The following is a 412-nucleotide window of genomic DNA, read 5'->3' on the forward strand; positions in this document are numbered from 1 at the left end:
GTAATGGGCATCATAAGAAAATACTTCTGCCACTTGCACCTGAATATATTGGCTACAGCGATGCGGGAATCGATGACGATATATTTGTGTCTTACCATCCAGAAATTGAAATACTGGAAAATCGCATGTTCAAATACCACGTTGATTTTGAGCAAGTGCATGTGGATGATTCGATAGCGGCTATTTGTGCTTCACGCCCCACCAATCCAACCGGCAATGTATTAACCGATGAAGAGATTGGGAAGCTCGATAAACTGGCTCGCGATAATAATATTCCATTAATCATCGATAACGCCTACGGCACTCCGTTCCCCAATATCATCTTTGAAGATGTGACGCCTTTTTGGAATCAAAACACCATCCTTTGCATGAGTTTATCCAAACTGGGTTTACCTGGTGTGCGCTGCGGCAT

Annotated in this window: 1 protein-coding gene; it reads left to right on the forward strand. The window is 43.2% G+C overall.

The window, feature by feature from the left end; genetic code table 11:
* Window positions 1-412 (forward strand): aminotransferase class I/II-fold pyridoxal phosphate-dependent enzyme (locus KH893_RS12650; RefSeq protein WP_281166379.1); only part of this gene is annotated, 412 nt, incomplete at both ends.

This window comes from Liquorilactobacillus sicerae (assembly GCF_029916425.1).
GTDB classification, from domain to species: Bacteria; Bacillota; Bacilli; order Lactobacillales; family Lactobacillaceae; genus Liquorilactobacillus; species Liquorilactobacillus sicerae.